This window comes from Brenneria sp. L3-3C-1 (assembly GCF_016456245.1).
GTDB lineage: Bacteria > Pseudomonadota > Gammaproteobacteria > Enterobacterales > Enterobacteriaceae > Brenneria.
The window spans coordinates 92,423-114,393 of sequence record NZ_JAEMHF010000007.1 but is presented as its reverse complement, the minus strand read 5'-3'; the positions used below and the strand labels follow the sequence as shown (position 1 = coordinate 114,393).

The 21,971-nt window shown below is 52.4% G+C and carries 15 protein-coding genes and 1 pseudogene; 9 read left to right on the top strand and 7 right to left on the bottom strand.

The genetic code is table 11. The features are described 5' to 3' along the window. Nucleotides 1–13 precede the first annotated feature (13 nt). The 6 genes and pseudogenes from JG725_RS14310 to JG725_RS20830 form a co-directional block, all read right to left on the bottom strand. Nucleotides 14–973: an IdsF gene (locus tag JG725_RS14310; RefSeq protein WP_199378601.1), complete on the bottom strand. Its 960-nt coding sequence runs from the start codon at nucleotides 971–973 to the stop codon at nucleotides 14–16. Further along, entirely contained in the window at nucleotides 924–1,712 is a 789-nt protein-coding gene (locus JG725_RS14305; RefSeq protein WP_199378599.1) for a hypothetical protein, read from the bottom strand. The genes JG725_RS14310 and JG725_RS14305 overlap by 50 nt, the downstream gene beginning before the upstream one ends. A 235-nt stretch (nucleotides 1,713–1,947) precedes the next feature. Further along, nucleotides 1,948–2,907, bottom strand: coding sequence for an IdsF (locus JG725_RS14300; protein WP_199378597.1), 960 nt, complete (start codon nucleotides 2,905–2,907; stop codon nucleotides 1,948–1,950). Further along, the gene (locus JG725_RS14295) at nucleotides 2,858–4,396 is read right to left on the bottom strand and encodes a hypothetical protein (protein ID WP_233356434.1); all 1,539 of its coding nucleotides are present in this window, start codon (nucleotides 4,394–4,396) and stop codon (nucleotides 2,858–2,860) included. Before JG725_RS14295 ends, JG725_RS14300 begins: the two co-directional genes overlap by 50 nt. A gap of 68 nt (nucleotides 4,397–4,464) precedes the next feature. Continuing rightward, the gene (locus JG725_RS14290) at nucleotides 4,465–5,277 is read right to left on the bottom strand and encodes a DUF4123 domain-containing protein (RefSeq protein WP_199378595.1); all 813 of its coding nucleotides are present in this window, start codon (nucleotides 5,275–5,277) and stop codon (nucleotides 4,465–4,467) included. After that, a pseudogene (locus tag JG725_RS20830) lies at nucleotides 5,270–5,527 on the bottom strand (type VI secretion system tip protein VgrG); the annotation flags it as partial. The pseudogene JG725_RS20830 and the gene JG725_RS14290, both read right to left, overlap by 8 nt. Before the next feature lie 557 nt (nucleotides 5,528–6,084). On the opposite strand from JG725_RS20830, the gene JG725_RS14280 reads away from it, so the two are divergent. The 4 genes from JG725_RS14280 to opp1C all read left to right on the top strand — a co-directional run bounded on the left by JG725_RS14280 (nucleotide 6,085) and on the right by opp1C (nucleotide 10,267). Further along, a complete protein-coding gene (locus JG725_RS14280) occupies nucleotides 6,085–6,864 on the top strand; it encodes a class I SAM-dependent methyltransferase (RefSeq protein WP_199378591.1) in 780 nt (259 codons plus the stop codon). A gap of 77 nt (nucleotides 6,865–6,941) precedes the next feature. Next, on the top strand, nucleotides 6,942–8,477 hold the full coding sequence (gene nikA / locus JG725_RS14275; protein WP_233356433.1) for a nickel ABC transporter substrate-binding protein: 1,536 nt from the start codon (nucleotides 6,942–6,944) through the stop codon (nucleotides 8,475–8,477). Between the two features lie 15 nt (nucleotides 8,478–8,492). Further along, nucleotides 8,493–9,431 (top strand): nickel/cobalt ABC transporter permease, encoded by a 939-nt coding sequence (gene opp1B, locus JG725_RS14270; RefSeq protein ID WP_199378587.1) that lies wholly within the window; start codon nucleotides 8,493–8,495, stop codon nucleotides 9,429–9,431. Next, on the top strand, nucleotides 9,428–10,267 hold the full coding sequence (gene opp1C / locus JG725_RS14265; protein ID WP_199378585.1) for a nickel/cobalt ABC transporter permease: 840 nt from the start codon (nucleotides 9,428–9,430) through the stop codon (nucleotides 10,265–10,267). Before opp1B ends, opp1C begins: the two co-directional genes overlap by 4 nt. Nucleotides 10,268–10,323: 56 nt before the next feature. Here the strand turns inward: opp1C and JG725_RS14260 are convergent, their stop codons facing one another. Further along, nucleotides 10,324–12,042: a sensor histidine kinase gene (locus JG725_RS14260; protein ID WP_172291336.1), complete on the bottom strand. Its 1,719-nt coding sequence runs from the start codon at nucleotides 12,040–12,042 to the stop codon at nucleotides 10,324–10,326. A gap of 455 nt (nucleotides 12,043–12,497) precedes the next feature. Here JG725_RS14260 and glgB point away from each other — a divergent pair, with 455 nt between their 5' ends. From glgB to glgP, 5 genes are all read left to right on the top strand, one after another. Then, nucleotides 12,498–14,675, top strand: coding sequence for a 1,4-alpha-glucan branching enzyme (gene glgB, locus JG725_RS14255; RefSeq protein ID WP_199378582.1), 2,178 nt, complete (start codon nucleotides 12,498–12,500; stop codon nucleotides 14,673–14,675). After that, on the top strand, nucleotides 14,676–16,646 hold the full coding sequence (glgX, locus tag JG725_RS14250) for a glycogen debranching protein GlgX (RefSeq protein WP_199378580.1): 1,971 nt from the start codon (nucleotides 14,676–14,678) through the stop codon (nucleotides 16,644–16,646). A gap of 17 nt (nucleotides 16,647–16,663) precedes the next feature. Beyond that, complete coding sequence (gene glgC / locus JG725_RS14245; RefSeq protein ID WP_172291333.1) at nucleotides 16,664–17,941, top strand: glucose-1-phosphate adenylyltransferase; 1,278 nt, start codon at nucleotides 16,664–16,666, stop codon at nucleotides 17,939–17,941. 69 nt (nucleotides 17,942–18,010) lie between these two features. Beyond that, entirely contained in the window at nucleotides 18,011–19,447 is a 1,437-nt protein-coding gene (gene glgA, locus JG725_RS14240) for a glycogen synthase GlgA (protein WP_199378578.1), read from the top strand. A gap of 74 nt (nucleotides 19,448–19,521) precedes the next feature. Next, nucleotides 19,522–21,969 (top strand): glycogen phosphorylase, encoded by a 2,448-nt coding sequence (glgP, locus tag JG725_RS14235; protein WP_172291331.1) that lies wholly within the window; start codon nucleotides 19,522–19,524, stop codon nucleotides 21,967–21,969. The last annotated feature ends 2 nt before the right edge of the window (nucleotides 21,970–21,971 follow it).

The window sequence follows — 21,971 nt, the reverse complement described above, 5'->3', positions numbered from 1 at the left end:
TCATCATTAATAATCACCTGACCAATGTTACCTTGCCGTCAATTATGGAAAAATAGGGGTTGTAAGCAAAAGCAATGTCGCCATAAGCATCTATAAATCGTAGTGGCGAATTTTGAAAGTAACCAACCCCCAAGCGGAAAAGACGCCCGCCACGATATGTTATCAGCTTATATTTGTTCCATTCAATTGGAAGAGGAGTGAGTTGCTTATCGATAACATGCTGGGGAAAGTCGCTGGAAATAAATATCATCCCGGTTGTAGCCCCTTCGGCAAATGCCATCTCCTGATTAGAGATCCGTGTGATTTGTTTTAGGCCTTCGATATCACGCTCTTTCATCATCAGCCAAATATCCGTATAGGCTTTTCTGATTTTCAGAAGGTCATGTTCCGTCACCGGAGTCGCATTCACCCAGGACCATCTCGGTAAGTCTCTCAGTATTATATTGCTTCTGAGCTTATACAGACCATGATCTTTTTCATCCTTAGTGTAGTTTTCTCGTATTTCTGTATTAAAGATCCCACTTGAGACCGCTCTGGTATAGTTAGTTGACCCATCCGCCGTAATTTTACCTTGATTATTCACGCTTAATGTAAAATTTGCTATTTCTGTACTGGTATTTTCCGTCTCTTTACTGATGATCACCTGGCAGGACGAATCCGCAAATAGGGTGTTAGGATCTTTATGATCCTGAGGGCCCATTAACAGTTCGATATCATTGGCGCCATTTTCTAAAAATGCCGTTAAATTAAACCCTGCCGACATCGTACCTTGCTCAGCATTACTAGTATCAATAGCGGGGAAATTGTTAACTCTTAAAATGCATGAACTCTTATGTGAGTTAAAAGAAAATAGATATTTAGTATTAATCACTTCTTTAGCCTTAACTGAGAAAACAGTCATAAAAATGATAATGAAAATGCTTTTAAAAAATATTAATATTGTATTTTGAATTTTTCTTTTCCAACTTTTCATGAATAATCCACTCCTTTTCGGATTTATTATTTCGGTTAGCTTTTGGCTTGCTAGATACACTTCCAAAAACTTCGTTTTCCTCATCAGAACCCGATTTCGATCCTTGAGATATTCCAGCCGTATAACTGACATATACCTTGGCCGTAATTCCGTTATGGTAAAATACCAAATCCAATTTATCTTTCTCAGGAGAATATAACCCCAAACATCCCTCCGCAATACCTTTACCACCAATCGTTAAAGCACCATTAGCAATATAAAAACGTACGCCTGCGCGGACATTAGCGTCAAGAGCCAATGACAGCTTAGCTTCAGCCGCATCTTCATTTTGCCACTTCCACTTATTTTCCGCATCAGACACGAATGCGAGCGTGAAATCCACTTCACCCTCGGCAACCAACCGAAACTTGGTGCCAAAAAAAGCAGCATTATGACCTTCTTCATATGCCTGCTCTTGCGACATCAACCCTTCCCGGACTGCCGCCAGCAGCACATCCGCGTGATACCATGCGGCAAATGCCTGGAACAAATCCAATGTCATTTTCATTCCTATCAGGGGAGCCAGGCCAAGCGATAACTGTCTTTCAATATAAATAGTATTCGACGCGGCATCTTCCTTTAATTCACCACTGCTTTTAATCTCCAGCACGGGATAGATGATTTCGGTATCCAGCAACGTTATCTTCGCGCTCTTGTCTTTCGTTGTTGAGAGCGTGCCCTTGTTATTACAGGGGAACATCACCCAGTTCCTGGAGTAAAAGTGTTTCCGCTTTGAATACGCCTTGTTCTTCTTTTGCACAGAGAATGGCTCTGATATAAAAGTATAACGCCAATAGTGAAAATAAGGCCATATTAAGTAATGGAAAACTTAAATTATGATATTTTATTTTCAACATAATAATGAATATATTTATTTTAATCTATTTGTTTTAATAGTAGTACTAAGTAGCTCACTACAGCTTCGCCATCATGGATTACCTGACCAATGTTACCTTGCCGTCAATTATGGAAAAATAGGGGTTATAACTAAAAACAACATTACCCTTAGAATCTTTGAATTGTAATGGTGAAACTTGAAAGAACCCGGCCCCCAGACGAAAAAGACGCCCGCCTCGATATGTTATCAATTCATACTCATCCCATACTATAGGAATAGGCGATAACTGTTTATTAATAACATGTTGAGGAAAGCCGGTAGAAATAAATATCATCCCGGTTGTAACCCCTTCGGCAAATGCCATCTCCTGATTAGAGATCCGTGTGATTTGTTTTAGGCCTTCGATATCACGCTCTTTCATCATCAGCCAAATATCCGCATAAGCTTTTCTGATTTTCAGGAGGTCACGTTCCGTCACCGGAGTCGCATTCACCCAGGACCATCTCGGTAAGTCTCTAAGTATTAGATTGCTTCTGAGCTTATACATGTCATAATCATTTTCATCATTAGTATAGCCTTCCCATATTTCTGTATTAAAGATCCCACTTGAGACCCCGCTGGTATAGTTAGCTGACCCATTCGCCGTAATTTTACCTTGATTATTCACGCTTAATGTAAAATTTGCTATTTCTGTACTGGTATTTCTCGTCTCCTTGCTGATGATCACCTGGCAGGACGAATCCGTAAACAGGGTATTGGAATCTTCAATATTCTGCGGCCCCATTAATAGTTCGATATCATTGGCGCCATTTTCCAAAAATGCCGTAAAATTAAAACCTGCCGACATTGTTCCAGAATAAATAGTAGCATTGTCAATTGCAGGAAAGTTATTTACACGCAAAAGGCATGAACTTTTATAAGTTTTGAAAGAAAAAAGATATTTTTCACTATTCATTTCATCAGCCCTAACTGGAAAAACCACCAATAATAAAAAACAAAAAGCCCCATCAAATAAAATTAAACCGATATTTTGAATTGTTTTTTTCCAACCGACCATGAATGATCCACTCCTTCTCAAATTGTTCATTTTTGTTAATGGGTTGGCTGGTTGAGTTTTTTCCAGGAAATCTACGGGGACCATCAGTCCCACCCTGATTCAAAGATATCCCAGCCGTATAACTCACATACACCTTGGCCGTAATCCCGTTATGATAAAATACCAAATCCAATTTATCTTTTGCAGTGTCATCTAAACCTAAACATCCTTCCGCGATCGCCTTGCCACCGATCTCTAAAGCGCCTTCTGCAATATAAAAACGTACGCCTGCGCGGACATTAGCGTCAAGTGTCAACGACAGCTTAGCTTCTGCCGTATCAGCTTTTTGCCACTTCCACTTATTTTCCGCATCAGACACGAATGTGAGCGTGAAATCCACTTTACCCTCGGCAACCAACTGAAACTTGGTGCCAAAAAACGCAGCATTATGACCTTCTTCATATGCCTGCTCTTGCGACATCAACCCTTCCCGGACTGCCGCCAGCAGCACATCCGCGTGATACCATGCGGCAAATGCCTGGAACAAATCCAATGTCATTTTCATTCCTATCAGGGGAGCCAGGCCAAGCGATAACTGTCTTTCGATATAATAAATAGTATTCGACGCGGTATCTTCCTTTAATTCACCACTGCTTTTAATCTCCAGCGCGGGATAGATGATTTCGGTATCCAGCAACGTTATCTTCGCGCTCTTGTCTTTCGTTGTTGAGAGCGTGATACTGACCAGGTCAAGCGTTTTCACGGCTTTATTCAGCAACGAAATTTTTTTCGCTTTCCGCTCAAAATCCTTCTTTAAGGTAACGGAATAATCATGGTCGTTAAATGTCAGCGTTCCCTCAATCTCCAGTGAATTCTCTATTGAGTAGCGAGGGCGCTTCGTCCATCCGCGGTGTCTGCGCTGCGCCAGTCCATTATCCGCATTGTGGGTCTTCTGCTGCTTCCTTAATTCTTTGTCGGTATATTCCGTCACCTCCTGAGCGGCTGCGATCGTCAGATTGGCTTCCCATTTAAATTCCGCATAGGTGGTAATGTATGTCCAGAGCGCATCCCTGGGGGCGAAATTAAATATCTGTGAAATACCATCCATAAAACTGAGAGGCTTACTGACGAAAGGTTCGCCGCGGCACTGGCCGACACGTAACAGGTATGACGTTTGCGGCAAAACCTCCCTGATATTTTTGGCCAGAACATAATCCACCAGAAAGTCTATTGAATCATATGCTTCAATAAACTGAACATCATTGGAGTCATAACGCGCGTTATAATCGGTTATTCCCTGGTTAAAGGATTTAAGTGAGTGACTGTGTTCAAGATTGTAAATGACCCCCTGGGGACATAAAGGATTATGTGAAACACATTGCTTTCCCGTCAGCGAAAGTGAAACGGGAACGCCATTATTCCCTTCATCTATGGTTTCTACCGCGGCAATAAAGTTATCCTGCTTGTAGGTAAAAACGCGATCTTTGACCTTAAGAGAGAATGAATACATGTGTCCGGGTTTTTGCAATTACACGTTGGTGACCCTGCCGTTAAACTGAGCATATCTTTTCCTTGTTATTACAGGGGAACATTACCCAATTCCTGAAGTAAAAGTGTTTCCGCTTTGAATACGCCTTGTTCTTCTTTTGCACAGAGAACGACCCTGAAATTTTCGGGTATATTTTCCAGCGCCAAACATCCCCGTTCATGAAACAAATAGAACAATCCGCGAATACTTCGGTCATCCGTTATTCCTTGCCGCTTCAGCCAACGAAATATTTCACCAACCTTTTGCGCGCCAATTTGGCTTTCGCCCTTGCGCCAGGTTTCGATTTTCCCGACCAGATCTTCGACATAACGTTGTTCAAAAATCAGCGTCAGTTTATCCATTTGCTCTGACGATATCCGCATTATTTTTCGCCGGGAAGTACTTCCCGCAGGAAATTTTGCTCTTAAGGCCGCAAAATTTTCACACCGCTGTATCCCTTTCCAGTTTGTCGTTATTGCCTCTACTGGACCTAAAAATGCGTGTTGCTCCCAGGGAGAAAGTATTGCCAACAGAGGCCAAATATTACGCGGGTCATAAAAACGGAAAAACACCGGTTTTTCCTCTCCTGGGATCTTCACATGCAGATATTTACGCAGATGCTGACGTAACACTTTCATTTCCGCCTTGCTTTCCAGCAGGATCCCCCAGGCTGTTTCCCGCCGCGTCAGCCAGAGCAGCACCGCTTCATTTATCTGTACCAGATACGGCGCCAAATGCCCAATTTCCTCCTGTACAGGCTGGGTGTATAAACTGACATGTGGCGGATCCCATTGTTCCAACATAGAGAACAATTCAGGTTCCGCTGCGGTATCGACGATTGCCCAGCTTGTCGACTCACTCATCCTTCTTCTCCTCTGGCGGACAATGAGCCACAAACATCGTCCCCTGAGCCGCGGCCGCCTTCAAAATCGCCGGATCCGCCGGCAACGCCAGATCGCCCGGGCTGCCCCCGGAGTTCAGGTTAATAACTGGCCCTTTGATATCCACGCCGCCTGCGTGTAACACGACAAAGCTGCCGCCAACCCGCAATGTCAGTTTGCTGCCGCTTTGCAACGTCAAATCGCCGTTGCTGTCCACGCTGAAGGCGCCGGCGGTGATATTGCCCTGAGTTTTCCCTTCGATGCTGATATAACATGGGGTTGGCATGGTCTTGCTCCTTGTTGATTAAAAACGTTGATTGAACAGGTGCTTGATTGCACCGGCTCGTATAGCAATGACCATGCAAAATTTTATCTTTTTGTTTTTTTAAGGAAATTTCCTTAAATTAAATTTTCCCTAAGCCAAATTTGAGCAAGAAGTTACGCAGATTTTGCATTTATTCTGAAAGTTTGAGTTAGGAGGTTATAGCGGTCGTCAGGTTGGCAGTTGTGGCCTATCAATAAGCGCCAGATTGTAAAACTATCTTCATTATTACCTTCGCGAAATGATATTCATTTCTTTCTAGCGCTTAGAAACGTCTCCCGCCTGGGCGGCCTAAATTAAGCCAGATCAAAAAAGTATGAACTTTTTTATAAAGTTCATACCCTGCGGTTAAATTAGCCAATTCTATCTGTTATAAGTCGGACATAAAGAGAATCCATTCCCGTTCGTTGCCGGTGTGCTGCTGATGGCGTACATGCTGGTCTGAATGCTTTAACAGGACGATCCGCGTGAGCCAACTCCTTGTCGAAAATGAAAATCGTGAGCTATTGGATGATGTGCAGTGCTATTGGACATCCCGCGCCGCGAGCTACAGTCAACTGAATGCCGCCGAGCTGGCCAACGCCAAACGCGCCGCCTGGCTGAAAAAAATCCATCAATATGCCCCGGATAAACCGGTGTTGAAAGTGCTGGATATGGGAACCGGGCCGGGGTTCTTTGCCATCACGCTGGCGTTGGCCGGGCATCAGGTGACGGCGGTGGATATCACGCAGGCGATGTTGGATCAGGCCGGCGAGAACGCGGCGCAGTACGGCGTCGAGGTGAACCTGGTGTTGTCGGATGTGCATGCGCTGCCGTTTGCGGATGAGAGCTTTGATCTGATCGTCACGCGCAATGTGACCTGGAATCTGGACGATCCGCAATGCGCCTATCAGGAATGGCACCGGGTGCTGGCCGCCGGGGGACGGTTGGTGAACTTTGACGCCAACTGGTATCGGCAACTGTTTGATGAGACGAGTCGGCTTGGCTATCTGCAAGACCGTGCCAATGCGCGCTATCTGGGGCTGGACGATCACTATGTCGACACCGATACCACCGCGATGGAAAATATCGCCCGCCAGTTGCCGCTCAGCCGTGAACGCCGTCCGCAGTGGGATACGCAGGCATTGCTCGAGTGCGGCTACCGCAAGATTATGCTGGATACCCGCGTGGGCGATGAACTGTGGGACGAGACGGAAAAAGTGAATTACGCCTCGACGCCGATGTTTCTGGTGTGTGCGGAGAAATAGCCGCGGGGAAAGAGATGATAGGCATTCGAACCGTTTGGCGTGCGGCCTTTTTCCAGTGTGTGCAAGCCGGATGTTGCATGCTGCTTGGTTTAATGGCCTGCGGGGCATTAGCCGCGGATAACACGCTGAACTATGCCAGCACCAAAGATATTCGCGATATTAATCCGCACCTCTACAGCGGTGAGATGGCGGCGCAAAATATGGTGTTTGAGCCGCTGGTCGTCAATACCGAGCAGGGCGTTCAGCCGTGGCTGGCGCAACGCTGGGAAATATCGCCGGACGGTAAGCGGTATATTTTTCATCTGCGTCAGGGCGTAACGTTCAGCGACGGTGAGAAATTCGATGCGCAGGCGGTGAAGCAGAATTTTGACGCCATCCTGGCGAACTATCAGCGTCATGCCTGGTTGGAACTGGTGCGGCAGATTGAACGAACGGAGGTGGTGGATGACGGCACTTTCGTCGTACACCTGAAAAACCCTTATTATCCCACACTGGTGGAGTTGGGGTTGACGCGTCCTTTCCGATTTATCTCGCCTAAAAATTTTATCGATGGTCAGACTAAAAACGGCGTTAGCGGCTATGCCGGCACGGGGCCGTGGCTATTGGCGGAACAGGTGAAAAATCAGTATGCGGTGTTTAACGCCAATCCGCATTACTGGGGAACGCCGCCGCAGTTGAAAAGCGTGGTCTGGAAAACGATCCCGGATCGACAAAGTATGTTGCTGGCCCTGGAAAAGGGCGATATTCAGCTGATTTTCGGCGCAGATGGCGACATGATCGACAGCGATAATTTTGCGGCGTTGCAGGCGGCGGGCAAATTTCATTCCGCCATCAGCGAACCGGTCGCCTCACGCGCGCTGATACTGAACAGCAGTCGGGAAATCACCGCCGATCGCCGGGTGCGCCTCGCTTTGCAGTACGCGGTGGACAAGCAGGCGATTGCGGAAGGGGTGATGGCGGGCGGTGAGAGCGTGGCGGACACGCTGCTGTCCCGTAATGTTCCTTATGCCGACATCGCCGACCTGCCTGTCTATCGCTACGACATGGCGAAGGCCGGCGCGCTGTTGGACGAGGCGGGATGGCGGTTGCCCGCGGGCAGGACGATCCGTGAGAAGCAGGGACGGCCTCTGCGGCTGGTGTTCTCTTACAACACCAGTAACGCCGGCGAGCGGCAGATCGCCGAGGTGGTGCAAAGCGATTTTCGGCGGATCGGGGTGGATGTCACGCCGATCGGCGAGGAAAAGCAGGCTTATCTCGATCGGCAAAAATCCGGCGATTTCGATCTGCAATATTCCTTGTCCTGGGGAAAACCTTACGATCCGCAGTCTTACGTTTCCTCGTTTCGTATACCCGCCCATGCCGACTATCAGGGGCAAAAGGGGCTGGCGAACAAGGCTGAGCTGGATGCGCTGATTGGCAGGGTGTTGATTACGCCGGATGACGCGCAACGCCGGGCGCTTTACCGGCGGATATTGCTCACGCTGGCGCAGGAAGGGGTCTACATTCCTTTGACCTATTTCCGTACCAAAGCGGTATTCAGTCCCCATTTGCAAGGCGTGACGTTCAATCCCTCGCAGTATGAAATTCCATTTGAAAAGATGTCGTTGCGTTAGGTTAGGGGAGAGGTGATGACGCGCTATATCCTCCGCCGGCTGCTGATGATGGTGCCGCTGTTGCTGGCGATATCATGGGTTGCGTTTGCGCTGATTCAACTTTCTCCGTCCGATCCCGCCGAAGTCGCGCTGCGGGTGAATATGATCGTGCCCACCGATGAAGCCATTGCCGCGATGCGCCATGAGCTAGGTCTGGATCGACCGCTCTGGCGACAATACGTTTCCTGGCTGCAACGCAGCCTGCATCTGGATTTCGGCACGTCGTTCGTCACCCGCGCCAGCGTAGGGCGCGAGCTAATGCAAGCATTGCCGGCCACGCTACGGCTGGCGACCGCTGCGCTGGTCATGATCCTGCTGTCGTCGCTGTCTCTGGCTATGCTGTGTGTGGCAACCCGAGGGCGCTGGCCGGATAAGCTGCTGCGCAGCCTGCTTTTTTTACTCACCGCCATGCCGAATTACTGGATTGGTCTGCTGCTTATCTGGCTGCTGGCGGTCAGGCTGGATTGGCTGCCCGCCGGCGGTATTCAGCAACCCGGCGCGGTGATATTACCGGCGCTCACGCTGGCGCTGGGATATATCGGCACTTATGTTCGTCTGCTACGCAACAATATGCTGGGGCAGCTTAACCAGCCTTATGTCGATTATGCCAATACCCGCGGGTTGACGGCGTGGCGTATCCTGTGGCGGCATGTGCTGATTAACGCGCTCTACTCGCCGCTGGCGGCGCTTGGCATGAGTATTCCCAGGCTGCTGGCCGGCACGCTGATTATCGAAAACCTCTTTTCCTGGCCCGGTCTGGGGCGTCTGTGCGTCAGCGCTATTTTCAACCGTGATTACCCGGTGATTCAGGCCTATGTGCTGTTAATGGCGCTGCTGTTTGTGGCGGCGAATTTCCTGATTGATATCCTGCAAATGTGGCTCGATCCACGTCTGCGTCACGGTATCGCCGGATGACGCGGCATCTCTGGTTGCGGCTGAAGCGGGATCGACTGGCGCTGGCGTGTCTGATTTTTCTCGCCGTAATTCTGCTGGCGGGGCTGCTGGCGCCGTGGATTGCCCCGCACGATCCTTTGCTGGTGTCATGGCGTGATAAATATCATGCCATCAGCTGGTATTATCCGCTGGGCGCCGACCGTCTGGGACGGTGCGTGTTTTCCCGCCTGTTATACGGTATTCGCGCCACGGTGTGGGTATCGCTGCTGGCGATGGCGGTTACGCTGGCGCTCGGCATGTTGATTGGCATGCTGGCGGGCTATTTTCGCGGGCGCGTTGATACGGCTCTGATGCGCTTGTCCGATGTGATGCTGTCCTTTCCCGGCGAAGTGATGATCTTTGCGTTGGTGGGGATCCTGGGGCCGGGGCTGGAGAATATTATTCTGGCTGTATTATTGGTGAAATGGGCCTGGTACGCCCGGATGATCCGCGGCATCGTGCTGCAATATAGCGATAAGCATTATATTCATTACGCTAAAATTATCGGCGGGCCATCGCGGCATATCATCCTGCGGCATGTGCTGCCGGTCACCGCCGCCGAAATGACGGTGCTGGCGACCACCGACAGCGGCGCGGTGATCCTGCTGCTGTCGGCGCTGTCTTTTATCGGACTTGGCGTTCAGCCGCCGACGCCGGAGTGGGGCGCGATGCTGGGCGAAGCGAAAGACGTGATGCTGACGCACCCGGAACACATGCTGCCTGCCGGACTCGCCATTGTGCTGGTGGTGGCCGCCTTCAACTATCTGGGCGATTTTTTGCGTGACGTGCTGGATAAGCAGGGAGCCGGCGGCGATTAAATCGTCGCTCGGCTCTCTTCGGTTATGTTCAGATTGTTTTTAATGGGGCAATGACATCAGGCCGCTTTTTCACTATCCGCCAGCGCCTTGCGCGGTGAAATCAACGGTACGCGTACCTCGACCCGGGTGAATTTATCGGCTTCGCAGACCACCGTAATGCCATAGCGGTTGCCGTAGCGGGCTTTAATCCGTCGATCCACCAGGTTCATGCCCAGTCCGTCGCCGCCGCTGTGGGGCTGATAGGCGCCCGCATTGTCTTCCACCGTCAACTCCAGCGTATTGGCGTGCAGGCGCCCGTTGATATGGATATGACCGCATTCGAGCATTTGTGAAATACCATGCTTGATGGCGTTTTCGACAATCGGTTGCAGGGAAAACGCCGGTAATCGCGCTTCCAGCAGTTCGTCTGGCAGCGTGATTTCCACGGTCAGATGATCGGCGAAACGCGCTTTCTCGATTTCCAGATAAGAATTGACGTGTTCCAGTTCGTCGCTGAGCGACACTTCATCATTGCTGCGTTTTAGGTTCTTGCGGAAGAATGTCGACAGGGATAGCACCAACTGCCGGGCATGGTCAGGGTTGCGGCGAATCACCGCGGATAAGGTGTTGAGCGCGTTAAACAGGAAATGCGGGTTAACCTGAGCGTGTAACAGCTTGATTTCCGATTGCACCAGCAGCTGTTTTTGTCCTTCGAACCGTCCGGCCAGAATCTGCGCGGAGAGCAGGTGGGCGATCCCTTCCCCCAGCGTCCGGTTGATGCTGGAAAACAGTTTGTTTTTGGGTTCATACAGCTTAATCGTGCCGATAACGCGTTGTTCTTCACCGCGTAACGGAATAACCAGCGTCGAACCCAGTTTGCAATGGGGAGAAATCGAACAGGTGTATGGCACTTCATTGCCATCGGCATAGACCACCTGATTCTTTTCAATGGCCCGATGGGTATGGCGGGAGGTGATTGGGGAGTCGACCTTATGATGGTCGTCGCCTAGTCCGATAAACGCCAGCAGTTTTTCGCGATCGGTAATGGCGACGGCCCCCACGCCCAGCTCTTCATACAAAATACGGGCGACGCGCATGCTGTTTTGCGCGTTAAAGCCCTGGCGCAGCGCCCCTTCGGCCCGGGCGGCGATTTGCAATGCCTTGGCGGAAAAGGCGGACGTATATTTTTCAAAAATAGCGCGTCTGTCGAGCAGAATACGCATAAACATGGCGGAGCCGATAGTATTGGTGATCATCATCGGCAGAGCGATGTCTTTCACCAGTTCCACGGCGTCGCCGAATGGGCGCGACACCAGCAGGATAATAACCATTTGCAGTATTTCAGCCACCAGCGCGGTCAACCCGACCACCATCGGCTGAAACAGCAGGTCAATGCGATTGCGTCGCACCAGATAGCGATGCAGCAGCCCGCCAATCAGGCCTTCGACAATCGTCGACAGCATACAGGCCAGCGCCGTCATCCCCCCCATGGAGTAGCGATGCAGTCCGCCGGTCAGCCCGACCAGAAAGCCGACCGACGGGCCGCCGAGCATCCCGCCCAACACCGCGCCGGTGGCCCGGGTATTGGCGATGGAGTCATCAATATGCAGACCGAAATAGGTGCCCATGATGCAGAACATGGAGAAAACCAGATAGCACACCAGCTTATGGGGCAAGCGGATAGTGACCTGCATCAAAGGAATGAATAACGGAGTTTTACTTAATAGATAGGCGATAACCAGATAAACGCACATCTGTTGCAGTAACGAAAGAATCAGATCGACCTGGCTGACCATGGGGAATCACTCTTAATTATATTTACTCCGGCGGATTATACCCTTCTTGCCTGAAGTTGCAGCATGAGGCGAGGCATTAGCTCCCCAATCATTTACCAGGGCATCGGCTCAATTATGTCAGGAAGATAGCGTTTTTCCGTTTGTGGCGAATTGAACCGGCGCAATATAGGCCAAAATATTTTTCCATAACTTATTTGTATAAATATAAACGGAAAAAATTTGGCGGCGTCTCAGATATTTCATCATTCTTTGGCTACGCTAAATAGTAGGTTGTTATTAAATGATTTATTTCACGCTGTAAATTATTTTTTTACAAATTCAATGATTGGTTGTTTTTCTATCTTTCTGTTTTTTATTGATTTTTTTAATTGTACCGGGGGGTGTAATCGCATCGTCATGACTTTTTTATATAACATATTTATTTAATTCAAATGGTTAATCAGAGGATGGATACCATGCCAGATTTTTCCGATGCGATTAATTCACTTATTGACGGGCATTACGCTGATCCATTTTCGCTTTTGGGAATGCACCAAACCACACAGGGAATCGAAGTGAGGGCCTTGTTGCCCGATGCTCAGGACGTGTGGGTGGTTGAGAGCGGTAATGGCCGTAAGGTGGCGCAGTTGGAGCGCTATGATGAGCGGGGGTTTTTTTATGCCGTGTTGCCCCGTCGCAAAAAGACCTTTCGCTACCAGCTTGAAGTCACCTGGCAGCAGCAGACCTGGCTGATTGAAGATCCCTATCGCTTTGGCCCGCTGTTGCAGGACCTGGATATCTGGCTGTTGGCGGAAGGCACGCATTTACGTCCCTACGAGCGTTTAGGGGCGCATCTGACCACGCTGGATGGCGTGCAAGGGACGCGTTTTGCCGTCTGGGCGCCGAATGCCCAACGTGTTTCCGTCGTCGGGCAGTTCAATTTCTGGGACGGGCGCCGTCATCCCATGCGGTTTAGAAGAGAAAACGGTGTCTGGGAGTTGTTCCTTCCCGCCGTGACCGCCGGGCAACTGTATAAATATGAGATGATCGATTGCCACGGCAACGTTCGTCTGAAAGCCGACCCCTATGCTTTTGAAGCGCAAATGCGTCCTGATACCGCCTCCCTGATCGCGCCTTTGCCGGAGAAAGTGCCGGTTGATGACGCGCGCCGTCAGGCGAACGGGCTACAGGCGCCGATTTCCATTTATGAAGTGCATCTCGGCTCCTGGCGGCGGCATACGGATAACAATTTCTGGCTCAGCTATCAGGAGCTGGCGGAACAGCTTATCGCCTATGTGAAAGAGATGGGGTTTACCCATATCGAGCTGATGCCGATCAATGAGCATCCGTTTGACGGCAGTTGGGGTTATCAGCCGCTCGGTCTGTATGCGCCGACGCGCCGCTTTGGCACGCCGCAAGAGTTTAGAAAATTCATCGACGCCTTTCATGACGCGGGCATTAACGTCCTGCTGGACTGGGTGCCGGGGCATTTCCCCGGCGATGAGTATGGTCTGGCGCAGTTTGACGGCACGGCGCTGTATGAGTACGCCGACCCGCGTGAAGGCTATCATCAGGACTGGAACACCCTGATTTACAACTATGGTCGCCATGAGGTGCGTAACTATCTGGCAGGCAACGCCCTGTTCTGGATGGAGCACTATGGCATCGACGGGCTGCGGGTGGATGCCGTCGCATCGATGATTTACCGCGACTATAGCCGCAATGAAGGGCAGTGGGTGCCGAACTACTATGGCGGCAGAGAGAACCTCGAAGCGATTGCTTTCCTGCGTTATACCAATCAGATGCTGGGTCATGCCTCTCCCGGCGCGATTACCGTCGCGGAAGAGTCGACGGACTATCCCGGGGTCACGTTGCCGCCCGACTGCAACGGCCTGGGTTTTCACTACAAGTGGAACATGGGCTGGATGCACGACACCCTGTCTTATATGCAGCTCGATCCGGTTCATCGCAAATATCACCATCATCTGCTGACGTTCGGCATGCTGTATTCCTACAGCGAAAATTTCGTTTTGCCGATCTCGCACGATGAGGTGGTGCACGGCAAGCGTTCGCTGCTTGACCGAATGCCCGGCGACGCCTGGCAGAAATTCGCCAATCTGCGGGCTTACTACGGCTTTATGTGGGCTTATCCCGGTAAAAAGCTGTTGTTTATGGGATGTGAGTTTGCGCAAGGGCGCGAATGGAATTACGACGCCAGCCTGGATTGGCATCTGCTGGACGAACCGGAAGGCTGGCACCGCGGCGTTCAGCATCTGGTGCGCGATCTCAATCACTGCTATCGCCGGCAGCCGCCCTTGTATCAGCTGGATTTCCAGCCGCAGGGGTTCGAGTGGCTGGTGGTGGACGACAGCGAAAACTCGGTGTTCGCCTTTGTGCGCCGTGACGAGCAGGGCAATGAAATTCTGGTGGTCAGCAACTTTACTCCGGTGCCGCGCTACGGCTATCGCATCGGTATAAATCAGCCCGGCTGCTGGCGGGAGATCGTCAATACAGACTCCGAGTACTACCACGGCAGCAATCTGGGTAATGGCGGTTCGGTGCACAGCGAAGATATCGGTAGTCATCAGCGGCCGCAATCGCTGGTGCTGACCATTCCTCCATTGGCGACGTTGTATCTGGAGAGGGAGGTATGAATGACGGTATTGCAGGCGGGCGGCCCTATTCCGCTGGGATCGCACTTTGATGGCGAAGGCGTCAATTTTGCGCTGTTTTCGGCGGATGCCGAGCGGGTTGAACTCTGCCTGTTTGATGAACGCCAGCAGGAGCAACGGCTGGAATTGACCGCGCGCAGCGGCGACATCTGGCATGGCTATCTGCCCGGCGGGCAGCCGGGATTACGCTATGGCTTCCGGGTGGACGGCCCTTTTGAGCCGGCGCGCGGCTTACGTTTTAATCCGCACAAACTGTTGCTTGACCCTTGCGCCCGTCAGTTGGATGGCTGGGTCGTCGATGACGAATGCCTGCAAGGCGGCGTCGATCGGCGTGATGAGCGCGACAGCGCGGAGGTGATGGCCAAGTGCGTCGTCGCCAATGAGGATTACGACTGGCAGGACGACAGCTACCCGCAGACCCCCTGGCAACAGACCGTCATTTACGAAGCTCACGTGCGTGGGCTGACCCAACTGCATCCCGATATCCCGGAGGCGATGCGCGGCAGCTATGTCGCGCTGGGCCACCCGGCGATTATCGATTATTTGAAAACGTTGGGCATTACCGCGCTGGAGTTGCTTCCCGTCCAGCAACATGTCGACGAACCGCGGCTACAACGGCTGGGGTTGCGTAATTACTGGGGCTATAACGTATTGCTGCCGTTTGCGGCGGATAACGGTCTGGCCGCCGGTGAAGACGCCCTGAACGAATTCAGGGACGCGGTAAAAGCCCTGCACAAAGCCGGTATCGAAGTCATTCTGGATGTGGTGTTCAACCACAGCGCCGAGCTGGATGTGGAAGGGCCGACGCTTTCCCTGCGCGGCATTGATAACCGCAGCTATTACTGGCTGAACGAGCAGGGCGAGTATCACAACTGGACGGGCTGCGGCAACACGCTGCGGCTTAATCATCCGGCGGTTATCGACTGGGTGATGGACTGTCTGCGCTTCTGGCGCGACGTCTGCCACGTTGACGGTTTCCGTTTCGATCTGGCGACAGTGTTGGGGCGCACCCCTGATTTCACCGCTTCCGCGCCGTTATTCGCCGCAATGCAAAACGATCGGCGGCTTCAGGGCTGTAAGCTGATCGCCGAGCCGTGGGATCTGGGCCACGGCGGCTATCAACTGGGGCAATTCCCCGCGCCGTTTGCCGAATGGAGCGACCGCTATCGTGATGACATGCGCCGCTTCTGGCTGCACGGCGATATCCCGCTGGGCGTTTTTGCCCGCCGTTTTGCCGCCTCCAGCGACATCTTCCAGCATCGCCAGCGTCTGCCTTACGCCTCGGTCAACAAACTGACCGCCCATGATGGTTTCACCCTGCGCGACTTGGTCAGTTTTAACCATAAACACAATGAGGCGAACGGCGAGGATAACCGCGACGGCACTGACGGTAATTTCAGTCATAACCACGGCACGGAAGGGCCGGACGCCGATGAAGAGACGCAACGGCGCCGTCGCGCCAGCCAGCGGGCGTTGCTGACGACGCTGTTGTTATCCCAGGGAACCCCCATGCTGCTGGCCGGGGATGAGCTGGGGCATAGCCAGCGGGGCAACAACAACGCCTATTGTCAGGACAACGAACTGACCTGGCTGCACTGGGATGACGCCGACCAGGCCCTGAGCCGCTTTACCGCCGGGTTAATCCGGCTGCGCCGCGCGATACCGGCGTTGCGGCAGGAAGAATGGTGGCGGGAGGGCGATAACGCCGTGCAATGGCTGGATATCAACGGTCAACCGCTGACCCCGCGGCAGTGGGAGCAGGGGGAACGCCAGCTACAGATTCTGCTGTCCGAGCGCTGGCTATTGGTGATTAACGCCAGCGTGCGCCCGGGAGATTTCACCCTGCCGGCGGGACAGTGGGAGGTATCGCCACCGTTTGATGAGCAAGAGCATCATATCAGCGATGGGATATGGCAAGGGAATGCACAAGCGGTCTGTATCCTTACAAGATAAATAAAAAGGAGTTAGCCATGGTGAATAACGACAAGAACGATCCCCTGATGCTGGCAAGACAATTACCGCTGAAGTCGGTGGCGTTAATTTTGGCCGGCGGCCGGGGAACACGTTTAAAAGGTTTGACGGCGTTGAGAGCCAAACCCGCCGTTCATTTTGGCGGCAAATTCCGCATTATCGATTTTGCCCTGTCCAATTGCCTCAATTCCGGCATACGGCGTATCGGCGTGATTACGCAGTATCAGTCGCATACGCTGGTGCAACATATTCAGCGCGGCTGGTCTTTCCTGAATGTGGAAATGAATGAGTTTATCGATCTGCTGCCGGCGCAGCAGCGTAACGCCACCGAACACTGGTATCGCGGCACCGCCGATGCGGTGTGTCAGAATCTGGATATTATCCGCCGTTATCAGGCGGAATACGTGGTGATACTGGCAGGCGATCATATCTACAAGATGGATTATTCACGCATGCTGATCGACCACGTCGAAAAAGGGGCGGAGTGCACCGTGGCCTGCCTGCCCGTACCGCTGCGAGAGGCCAGCGCCTTTGGCGTCATGAGCGTCGACAAACAGCACCGTATCCTCGATTTCGCGGAAAAACCGGAGCAACCGATGCCGATGCCGGATAACCCGGAGATGGCGCTGGCAAGCATGGGGATCTATGTTTTTAATGCGGACTACCTGTATCGCCTGCTGGAAGAGGATCTCAACGCGTCAGATTCCAATCACGATTTTGGTCAGGATCTGATCCCGAAAATTGTCGCGCAGCGTTCGGCCTGGGCACATCCGTTCACCCTGTCCTGCGTGACGTCGGGCGAGAGCGGGCGACCTTACTGGCGGGATGTCGGTACGCTGGAAGCCTATTGGCAGGCCAATCTTGATTTGGCGTCGGTGACGCCGGAACTGGATATGTATGACCGTACCTGGCCGATTCGCTCGGCGATTGAGTCGTTGCCGCCGGCGAAGTTCGTGCAGGATCATTCCGGCAGCCACGGTATGACCATGAACTCGCTGGTTTCCGGCGGCAGCATTGTTTCCGGCTCGGTGGTGACGCATTCGGTGTTGTTTCCCCGGGTGCGGGTGAATTCGTTTTGCAGCATTGATTCAACGGTGTTGTTACCGGACGTCACCGTCGGGCGCTCCTGTCGTTTACGCCGCTGTGTCATCGACCGTGCCTGCCAACTCCCGGAAGGCACGGTCATTGGTGAAAATGCAGAAGAAGATAAACGTCGGTTTTATCGCTCGGAAGAGGGGATTGTGCTGGTGACGAGGGCGATGCTGGAAAACCAGTAATGGGCAACCGGACATGCGTCTTCACGTCGTCTTCTCCGCGCAAAACCATCGGTTAAAACAGGAGTGATAATGCAGGTATTACACGTTTGTTCAGAGTTGTTTCCGCTATTGAAAACCGGGGGACTGGCGGATGTGACCGGGGCGTTGCCGGCGGCGCAGATTGAGGCCGGCATGGATGTCCGGGTCATATTGCCGGCGTTTCCCGATCTGAAAAAAGGGATCGCCAATACGCAGGTGGTGCGTGAGCTGGACACGTTCGCCGGGCGAGTCACCCTGCTGTACGGTCATTTTAACGGCGTCGGTATCTATCTGATTGATGCGCCGGCGCTGTACCAGCGCGCGGGCAGCCCTTATCACGATCCTGCGTTGTACGCCTATGCGGACAACTATTTACGTTTTGCGCTGCTGGGCTGGATGGGGAGTGAAATAGCCTGCGGGCTGGATCATTACTGGCGGCCTGACGTGGTACATGCCCATGACTGGCACGCCGGGTTGACCTGCGCCTATCTGGCGGCCCGCAATCATCCGGCAAAATCGGTATTTACCGTCCATAATCTAGCCTATCAGGGGTTGTTTAATGCCCGCCATATGGCTGAGCTGCAACTGCCGCCGGATTTCTTTCAGGTCTATGGGCTGGAGTTCTATGGGCAGATTTCGTATCTCAAAGCGGGGCTGTATTACGCCGATCACATCACCACGGTCAGCCCGACCTATGCACATGAAATCACCTTGCCGGCATACGGTTACGGCATGGAAGGGCTATTGAAAACCCGTGAAGAGGAAGGGCGTTTATCCGGCATTCTCAACGGGGTTGATGGCGCCATCTGGGATCCGGCGCACGATCCCTTATTGACCAGCCATTACAGCCGGGATGTGCTGGCAAACAAGGCGGAAAATAAGCGGCATCTGCAAACGGCGATGGGGCTTAAAGTGGATGACAAAGCGCCGGTGTTCGCCATCGTCAGTCGTCTTACCAGCCAGAAAGGGCTGGATGTCGCATTGAGCGCGGTTCCTGATTTGCTGGATCAGGGCGGACAACTGGTGGTGCTGGGGGCGGGGGATGCGGCTTTACAGGAAGGGTTTCTGGCCGCCGCCGCAAAATATCATGGTCAGGTCGGGGTGCAGATTGGTTATCACGAAGCATTTTCTCACCGAATTATCGGCGGGGCGGATGTCATCATGGTGCCCAGTCGGTTTGAACCCTGTGGGTTAACGCAGCTGTATGGACTGAAATATGGCACGTTGCCGCTGGTGCGCCGTACCGGCGGTCTGGCGGACACGGTGGCGGACTGCTCGCTGGAAAATTTGGCGGACGGTCTGGCGAGTGGTTTTGTGTTTAACGATTGCAACGTTGGATCGCTATCCCGGGCAATTCGTCGCGTATTTGTACTGTGGGCCCGTCCGACGCTCTGGCGCTACGTACAGCGTCAGGCGATGGCGATGGACTTCAGTTGGCAGGTGGCCGCGCAGGCTTATCGTACGCTGTATCAACGCTTATATACCTGATGGCTTTCAAGACGCCGGAGTGCGTCGGCTTGAACGAAGGCGGGTATCGTGACACTCACTGGGGAATGAATATTATGAACACGCCGTTTATTTATGCTTCACCAACGCTCAGTGTGGAAGCGTTGAAACACTCTATCGCTTACAAACTCATGTTCGCCGTGGGTAAAGATCCGGCCATCGCTACCAAGCATGACTGGCTGAATGCCACTTTGCTGGCGGTGCGCGATCGCATGGTTGAGCGCTGGCTACGCTCTAACCGGGCGCAACTGTCGCAGGATGTCCGCCAGGTCTATTACCTTTCCATGGAGTTTTTGCTGGGGCGCACGTTATCCAATGCGTTACTGGCGATGGGGTTGTACGACGATTTAAAAGCCGCGCTGGATGGTATGGGGCTGGAGCTGGATGAGCTTTTACAGGAAGAGAACGATCCCGGCTTAGGCAATGGCGGCCTTGGGCGGCTGGCGGCCTGTTTTCTGGATTCGTTAGCCACTATGGCGCTGCCGGGGCGCGGCTACGGTATCCGTTATGAATACGGCATGTTCAAGCAGAATATCATTAACGGGCAGCAGGCGGAGTCGCCGGATTACTGGCTGGAATATGGCAATTCGTGGGAATTCCCCCGTCACAGCACGCGTTACAAAGTGCGCTTCGGCGGGCGTATTCAACAGGAGGGCACCAAAGCCCGCTGGCTGGAAACCGAAGAGGTCATCGCCTGCGCTTACGACCAGATTATTCCCGGTTTTGACACCGATGCCACCAATACGCTGCGTTTGTGGAGCGCGCAGGCCAGTAATGAAATCAATCTGGGTAAATTCAATCAGGGCGACTATTTCGCGGCGGTTGAAGATAAAAACCATTCGGAAAACGTATCCCGGGTGCTTTATCCTGATGATTCAACCTATTCAGGGCGCGAGCTGCGCCTGCGTCAGGAATATTTCCTGGTTTCCGCCACGGTGCAGGATATTCTCAACCGCCACTGGATGATGCATAAAACCTACGACAATCTGGCGGAGAAATTCGCCATCCACCTGAATGATACCCACCCGGTGCTGGCGATCCCTGAATTGATGCGCCTGCTGATTGATGAGCATAAGTTCAAATGGCAGGACGCCTGGGACGTGGTTATTCAGGTCTTTTCCTATACCAACCATACCCTGATGCAGGAAGCGCTGGAAACCTGGCCGGTGGATATGCTGGGCAAGATTCTGCCGCGCCATCTGCAATTGATTTTCGAGATTAACGAGCATTTTCTGGCCTTCGTCCAACAGCAGTTTCCCGGCGACAACGATATGCTGGCGCGGGTTTCCATTATTGAAGAAACCAACGGGCGTAAAGTCCGCATGGCCTGGCTGGCGGTGGTGGCATGTCACAAAGTGAATGGGGTGTCGGAGTTGCATTCAGATCTGATGGTGCAGTCGCTGTTTGCCGACTTCGCCAAACTGTTCCCCAACCGCTTCTGTAATAAAACCAACGGCGTAACTCCCAGACGCTGGCTGGCGTTGGCGAATCGTCCGTTATCTAAACTGCTGGACGAGACCATCGGGCATAACTGGCGTACCGACCTGAGTCAACTAAGCGAGCTTAAGCAGCATATTGATTACCCGGCTTTTGTGCAGAAAGTCCGTCAGGCCAAACTGGAGAATAAAGAACGTCTGGCTGACTACATTGCGGAAAACCTGAATATTGTCGTCAACCCGGAAGCGCTGTTTGACGTGCAAATTAAGCGCATTCATGAGTACAAACGGCAACTGCTGAACGTGTTGCACATTATCACGCTCTACAACCGCATCAAGGACGATCCGGAACTTGATCGGGTGCCGCGGGTGGCGATTTTCGCCGGCAAAGCGGCGTCGGCCTATTACATGGCGAAGCATATTATCAATCTGATCAACGACGTGGCGAAGGTGATCAACAACGATCCGGCTTTGCACGATCGTCTGAAAGTGGTGTTTATTCCCAACTACGGCGTCAGCCTGGCGCAGATCATTATTCCGGCGGCGGATCTCTCCGAGCAGATTTCGCTGGCGGGAACCGAGGCGTCCGGCACCAGCAACATGAAGTTCGCCTTGAATGGCGCCTTGACCATCGGCACGCTGGATGGCGCGAACGTTGAAATGCTGGAGCATATTGGTGAAGAAAACATGTTTATCTTCGGCAACACGGCGGATGAAGTGGAAGATCTGCGGCAAAATGGTTACAACCCGCGTGAATACTACAATAACGATGATGAGTTGCATCGGGTGCTGACGCAGATCGCGACGGGGATCTTCAGCCCGGAGGACACCCGACGCTACAGCGACCTGTTTGATTCGCTGGTGAACTTTGGCGACTACTATCAACTGCTGGCGGACTACCGCAGCTATGTGGATACGCAGGACCGGGTGGATGAACTGTACCGCAATGAAGACGAATGGACGCGCTGCACCGTGCATAACATTGCCAATATGGGCTACTTTTCGTCGGACAGAACGATCGCTGAATACGCGGAAGAAATCTGGAATATCAAACCGATACGGCTATAGCC

What these genes read in the sequence shown, in the direction of transcription:
- opp1B (WP_199378587.1), top strand. Translation starts at nt 8,493, where the DNA reads ATGACGCGCTATATCCTCCGCCGGCTGCTGATGATGGTGCCGCTGTTG.
- JG725_RS14295 (WP_233356434.1), bottom strand. Translation starts at nt 4,396, where the DNA reads ATGTATTCATTCTCTCTTAAGGTCAAAGATCGCGTTTTTACCTACAAG.
- glgA (WP_199378578.1), top strand. Translation starts at nt 18,011, where the DNA reads ATGCAGGTATTACACGTTTGTTCAGAGTTGTTTCCGCTATTGAAAACC.
- glgC (WP_172291333.1), top strand. Translation starts at nt 16,664, where the DNA reads ATGGTGAATAACGACAAGAACGATCCCCTGATGCTGGCAAGACAATTA.
- glgX (WP_199378580.1), top strand. Translation starts at nt 14,676, where the DNA reads ATGACGGTATTGCAGGCGGGCGGCCCTATTCCGCTGGGATCGCACTTT.
- nikA (WP_233356433.1), top strand. Translation starts at nt 6,942, where the DNA reads ATGCTGCTTGGTTTAATGGCCTGCGGGGCATTAGCCGCGGATAACACG.
- glgB (WP_199378582.1), top strand. Translation starts at nt 12,498, where the DNA reads ATGCCAGATTTTTCCGATGCGATTAATTCACTTATTGACGGGCATTAC.
- JG725_RS14300 (WP_199378597.1), bottom strand. Translation starts at nt 2,907, where the DNA reads ATGGTCGGTTGGAAAAAAACAATTCAAAATATCGGTTTAATTTTATTT.
- glgP (WP_172291331.1), top strand. Translation starts at nt 19,522, where the DNA reads ATGAACACGCCGTTTATTTATGCTTCACCAACGCTCAGTGTGGAAGCG.
- JG725_RS14260 (WP_172291336.1), bottom strand. Translation starts at nt 12,042, where the DNA reads ATGGTCAGCCAGGTCGATCTGATTCTTTCGTTACTGCAACAGATGTGC.
- JG725_RS14310 (WP_199378601.1), bottom strand. Translation starts at nt 973, where the DNA reads ATGAAAAGTTGGAAAAGAAAAATTCAAAATACAATATTAATATTTTTT.
- JG725_RS14305 (WP_199378599.1), bottom strand. Translation starts at nt 1,712, where the DNA reads ATGTTCCCCTGTAATAACAAGGGCACGCTCTCAACAACGAAAGACAAG.
- opp1C (WP_199378585.1), top strand. Translation starts at nt 9,428, where the DNA reads ATGACGCGGCATCTCTGGTTGCGGCTGAAGCGGGATCGACTGGCGCTG.
- JG725_RS14290 (WP_199378595.1), bottom strand. Translation starts at nt 5,277, where the DNA reads ATGAGTGAGTCGACAAGCTGGGCAATCGTCGATACCGCAGCGGAACCT.